General features: G+C 74.0%; 3 protein-coding genes and 1 pseudogene. All 4 read left to right on the plus strand.

The window, feature by feature from the left end:
- Positions 1 to 1,932, plus strand: a 1,932-nt coding sequence (murJ, locus tag KS423_RS37495; RefSeq protein WP_224284213.1) for a murein biosynthesis integral membrane protein MurJ, incomplete at its 5' end; no start/stop codon positions are given.
- Positions 1,933 to 2,235: 303 nt separating this feature from the next.
- Complete coding sequence (locus tag KS423_RS37500; protein WP_224284214.1) at positions 2,236 to 4,230, plus strand: protein kinase family protein; 1,995 nt, start codon at positions 2,236 to 2,238, stop codon at positions 4,228 to 4,230.
- A gap of 72 nt (positions 4,231 to 4,302) precedes the next feature.
- Positions 4,303 to 5,025, plus strand: a complete 723-nt coding sequence (gene sigM / locus KS423_RS37505) for an RNA polymerase sigma factor SigM (RefSeq protein ID WP_224284215.1) — start codon at positions 4,303 to 4,305, stop codon at positions 5,023 to 5,025.
- Positions 5,022 to 5,362 (plus strand): annotated as a pseudogene (locus KS423_RS37510) (hypothetical protein); the annotation flags it as partial. The gene sigM and the pseudogene KS423_RS37510, both read left to right, overlap by 4 nt.

Consider the following 5,362-nt stretch of genomic DNA (forward strand, 5'->3'; position numbering starts at 1 on the left):
CAGCCGCCGGTCCCGCAGCCGAACGCCCCGGCGGCCGGCCACGCGCCGTACCCGCCGATGGTCGGCTACCCGGGGCAGCCGCAGCACGGCGGCGCTCCGGGCGGGCAGCACCACTTCGTGCCGCCGATCGAGTTCGACCCGCCGCTCTCCGAGCAGGAGGCCACCATGCAGGTGGCCGCCGTCGCGGTGCCTCCGGCGGTCGAGCCGCCGGCGGACGTCATCGCCGATGAGCAGGCCGCCCAGCAGGCGCCCGCGCCCACCGCCGAGCCCGCCAAGGCGGCCGGCGGCGGCAAGGTCTCCAGCCTGCTGAACTCCAGCGCGATCATGGCGGCCGGCACGCTGGTCTCCCGGGGCACCGGCTTCGTCCGGACCATGGTGATCACCGCGGCCATCGGCGTCGGCGTGATGGGCGACTCGTACAACGCGGCGAACACCCTGCCGACCCTGCTGTACATCCTGATCGGCGGCGGCGCGCTGAACGCGGTCTTCGTGCCGCAGCTGGTGCGCAGCATGAAGAACGACGAGGACGGCGGCACCGCGTACGCCAGCCGACTGCTCACCCTGGTGATGGTCGGGCTCGGCGGCGTGGTCTTCCTGGCGGTGCTCGGGGCACCCGTGCTGGTGCAGCTGATCGCGCATCCGATGATGGCCAACCCGGAGCGCGCCGACACCACGGTGGCGATGGCCCGCTACTGCCTGCCGACCATCTTCTTCATGGGCATCCACGTGGTGATGGGCCAGATCCTCAACGCCCGTGGCCGCTTCGGCGCGATGATGTGGACCCCGGTCCTGAACAACATCGTGGTGATCTTCACCTTCTCCGCCTACATCTGGGTCTACGGCGGGTTCGGCACCACCCACGTCACCCCGGAGGGCGTCTCCCCCGAGGGCGTGCGGCTGCTCGGCCTCGGCACCCTGGTCGGTCTGGTCGTCCAGTCGCTGGCGATGATCCCGTACCTGCGGGCCGCCGAATTCCGCTACCGGCCCCGCTTCGACTGGCGCGGCCACGGCCTGGGCAAGGCCGCCCGGCTGGCCAAGTGGACGTTCTTCTTCGTGCTCGCCAACCAGGCCGGCTACCTGGTGATCACCCAGCTGTCCACCAAGGCGGGCGACGCCGCGTCGGCGGCCGGACACGACGGCGTCGGCCTGGCCGCGTTCTCCAACGCACTGCTGATCTGGCAGCTCCCGCAGGCCGTGATCACCGTCTCGATCATGAGCGCGGTGCTCCCCCGGCTCTCCCGTGCGGCGGCCGACGAGGACGCCGGCGCCGTGCGCGACGACATCTCCTACGGGCTGCGCACCACCGCGGTGGCGGTCGTCCCGGCGGCCTTCCTGTTCCTGTCGCTCGGCCCGGTCATCGGCCGGGCGATCTACGCGATCGGCGGCAACGACACCGTCCTGAGCGACGCCACCAACGTCGGTCTGATGCTCTCCGCGTTCGCGCTGGGCCTGATCCCGTACTCCGCCCAGTACGTGATGCTGCGCGGCTTCTACGCCTACGAGGACACCCGCACGCCGTTCTCCAACACCGTCTGGGTCGCGGCCTGCCAGGCCGGCTTCGCGCTGCTGTGCTGGCTGCTGCTGCCCGCCGAGTGGACGGTGACCGGCATCGCCTTCGGCTACGGCCTGGCCTACGCCGTCGGAGTGACGGTCGCGATGCCGAAGCTGAAGAAGCGGATCGGCGGGCTGGACACCAAGCGGATCGGCAGGACGTACAGCCGGCTGACCGCCGCCTGCGTCCCGGCCGCCGTGGTCGGCGTCGGCGCCAGCCTGGGGATCCAACAGGTGCTCGGCGGCTGGCCGGGCAGCATGGCGTCCCTGGTCGTGGCCGGCGGCCTCCAGCTGGCCGTCTTCGCGCTCATCGCGAAGCGCCTGCGGATCGAGGAGCTGAACGCCATGCTGGGCATGGTCCGCGGCCGGCTGGGCCGCTGACCGTCCGACCACCGGCCGGACGAGCGGGCGCCCCGACCGGGCGTCAACCGGAGCGGGATGCTCCTCCGCTCGTCCGGCCGAGTGCTGGGTCACCGGTTGGTTCGGGTCCGCCCGAACGCCGGATGGCGACCCGGTGTCGGATCTGCACCACATCTCTCCACCCACGTGCAACCGAGCGGACGTCTCAGCGGTCGTACCCGGTGGAGAAGAGTGGGCACAATTGTCCTGGAGCACAGGGCTGCCGACCCTCGGGCTCCAGCGACTCTCTCAGGCCGGGGCGACACAAGGGGAGGCAGGACCACGGTGGCTGATGGCACCAAGGCCGTCGTCGACACGTCAGCAACTGACGCGGCGACGGACGAGGCCGCGCTGGCCGCGGCGATCGACGAGCTCGCGGGCTCGGAGGACGCCGCCGGGAGCGCCCTCGCGGACGCCCCCGCGGACACCCCCGCGGACGCCCGCGAGGGCGCCCCCGCTGCCGCCGCCCCCGGGCGTACCGCCGCGGACGAGGACGGGGACGAGAAGGGGGACGACGAACCGGCCGCAGGCCCGGACCGGGAGTCCGCCGTCAGCGAGGAGACCTCGGAGATCACCGCCCCGCTCTCGGTCCAGGAGATCCGCGCCGAACTGGCCGCCGGCTCCCCCCGGAAGAAGGCCGCCCCCGAGCCCGCCCGCCCCGCGCGCCGCCCCACCGACCCGCAGCCCACGGTCGACCCGCGCGACACCGCCACCCTCCCGCGCACCCTTCCCGCCCCGCAGCGCCGCAGTGGCGACATGATCGGCCACCGGTACCGGCTGGAGGAGTGCATCTCCCAGACCGAGACCTTCAGCAGCTGGCGCGCCGTCGACGAGAAGCTGCGCCGGGCGGTCGGCGTCCACCTGATGGCCTCCGGCCACCAGCGGGCCCGCAAGGTGCTGGCCGCGGCCAAGTCCGCCGCCCTGCTCGGCGACCCGCGCTTCGTGCAGGTACTGGACGCCGTCCACGAGGGCGAGCTGGTCTACGTCGTGCGGGAGTGGCTGCCGCACTCCTCCGACCTGGCCAAGCTGCTCGTGAACGGCCCGATGGAGCCGCACGAGGCGTACCAGATGGTCCGCCAGGTCGCCGACGCCGTCGCGGCCGCCCACCAGCGCGGCCAGGCCCACCTGCGGCTCACCCCGCGCTGCGTCCTGCGCACCGACAGCGGCCAGTACCGGATCAACGGCATCGCGGTGGACGCCGCCCTGCGCGGGCTGCCCGCCGAGGACGCCGAGGACGCCCAGCGGGCCGACACCCGCGCGATCGGCGCACTGCTGTTCGCCGCGCTCACCCACCGCTGGCCGTACCCGGAGGACCGCTACGACCTCCAGGGCCTGCCCAAGGACCTCCAGAACGCCGCGCCGGACCAGGTCCGCGCCGGCGTCCACAAGGGCCTGTCCGAGCTCGCCGCGCGGGCCCTGTTCGACCAGCCGCCGCACCACGCCCAGCCGATCACCACCCCGGCGGAGCTGGTCCGGGCGATCGCCCAGCTGCCCCGGATCCGCCAGCCCGAGCCGGAGCTGCCCGACTTCCCGACCCCGCCCCGGCACAACACCCACGCGCTGCCCACCGCGCCCAACCCGACCCGGGTGGCCGACACCACCGTCGCCCCGCTGCCGGCCTCGTCCCGCCCGGCCTCCTCCCGGCGCACCAAGCGGCGGCTGCGCCGGGCGATCAAGGCCACCGCCTGGACGGTCGCGCTGGGGGCGATCGGCGTCGCGTCCTGGCAGTTCGTCGACAGCCTGCGCCACACCGCGCCGGCCGTCACGGCCCCGCCCTCCTCGGTCAGCAGCACCACACCGAGCCCGCAGGCCACCACCCACACCCCGGTACCGATCGCGATCAAGGACGCGCAGTCGTACAACCCGCTGGGCGAGGGGGTCGATGGCAAGGAGACCTTGGCCAACGCCATCGACGGCAAGCCCGACACCCAGTGGACCACCCAGTGGTACGAGGACCAGTTCTCCCCCAACCTCTACAAGGCGGGCACCGGTCTGCTGCTCGACCTCGGCTCGCCGCAGGCCGTCAGCTCGGTGAACGTCCAGTTCGCCGGGAACCACACGGCGGAGCTCCGGGTGCCCAATGCCTCGGCCGCGGCCAATCCGAAGGGCGCCCCGCTCAACGACTTCACCGTGGTCGGCAAGAAGAGCGGCGGCACGGCCGACTTCACCCTCGACAACCCGGTCACCACGCGTTACCTCTTGATCTGGCTGACCAGTCTGCCGAAGGATTCCGACGGCAAGTTCCGTGGCCACGTCGCCGAGGTCAAGGCCTTCGGCTGACCCGACGACCGTGACGCGTCCTGCGGCACGCGTCGGGAGACACGGACGAACGACCGGGACGGAGGGGGGACGGTGACGGACGGCGTGGACCGGACGGACGACGACGCGGCGCTGCTCGCCCGGCACGTCGCCGGCGACCCGGCGGCCTTCGGCCTGCTGGTGGACCGCCACCGCGACCGGCTCTGGGCGGTCGCCCTGCGCACGCTGGGCGACCGCGAGGAGGCCGCCGACGCCCTCCAGGACGCCCTGGTCTCCGCCTTCCGCGCCGCCGCCGGCTTCCAGGGCCGCTCCGCGGTCACCACCTGGCTGCACCGGATCGTGGTCAACGCCTGCCTGGACCGCGCCAGGCGCAGCGCCACCCGCCGCACCACCCCGCTCGACGAGGACCCGCAGCGGCTGGACACCCTGGTCGGCACCGCCGAGCCGGCCGACTCCCCGGTGGTCCGGGCCGAGCTGCACCGCGAGCTGACGGCGGCGCTCGCCGAGCTGCCCGCCGAGCAGCGGGCCGCGCTGGTGCTGGTCGACATGCAGGGCTACCCGGTGGCCGAGGCGGCCGAGCTGCTGGGCGTCCCGGTGGGCACCGTGAAGAGCCGCTGCGCACGCGGTCGGGCCCGGCTCCTCCCGCTGGTCCGGCACCTGCGCGAGCCCGGTGTTTCACGTGAAACACCGCCCGCCCCCGGCTCGGCCCCGCCGCGCCGGGACACCCCGGGGAACCCGAAGCGCCCCGGCACCGTCACAGGGACGGGCCCGAGCACCGGTCGGACGGTTCTGGAAGGAGACGCGAGCACCCGATGAACGCCCACCCCTCCTTCCCCGACCCCGCCGACGGCCACCCCCCGGTGGAGCAGCTGGCCGACCTCGCCGAAGGGCTGATCGACTCCCCGGACACCGCCGGAACGCTTCAGCAGCACCTGGACGGCTGCGCAGAGTGCCGGGAGACCGTCGACGCGCTCACCGAGGTCCAGGCGCTGCTCGGCGACGTCGGGACCCCGCCGATGCCGGACGACGTCGCCGCCCGGCTGGACGCGGCGCTGGCCGAGGCCGCCGCCGAAGCCGCCGCCGGGAGCGACCGCGAGTCCACCGCTCAGCCGCAGGAGGCCCCCGCAGCCGACCGGCGGACCGGAACCCCGGA

This window comes from Streptomyces sp. LS1784 (genome assembly GCF_020103755.1).
In the GTDB taxonomy this organism is placed as follows: domain Bacteria; phylum Actinomycetota; class Actinomycetes; order Streptomycetales; family Streptomycetaceae; genus Kitasatospora.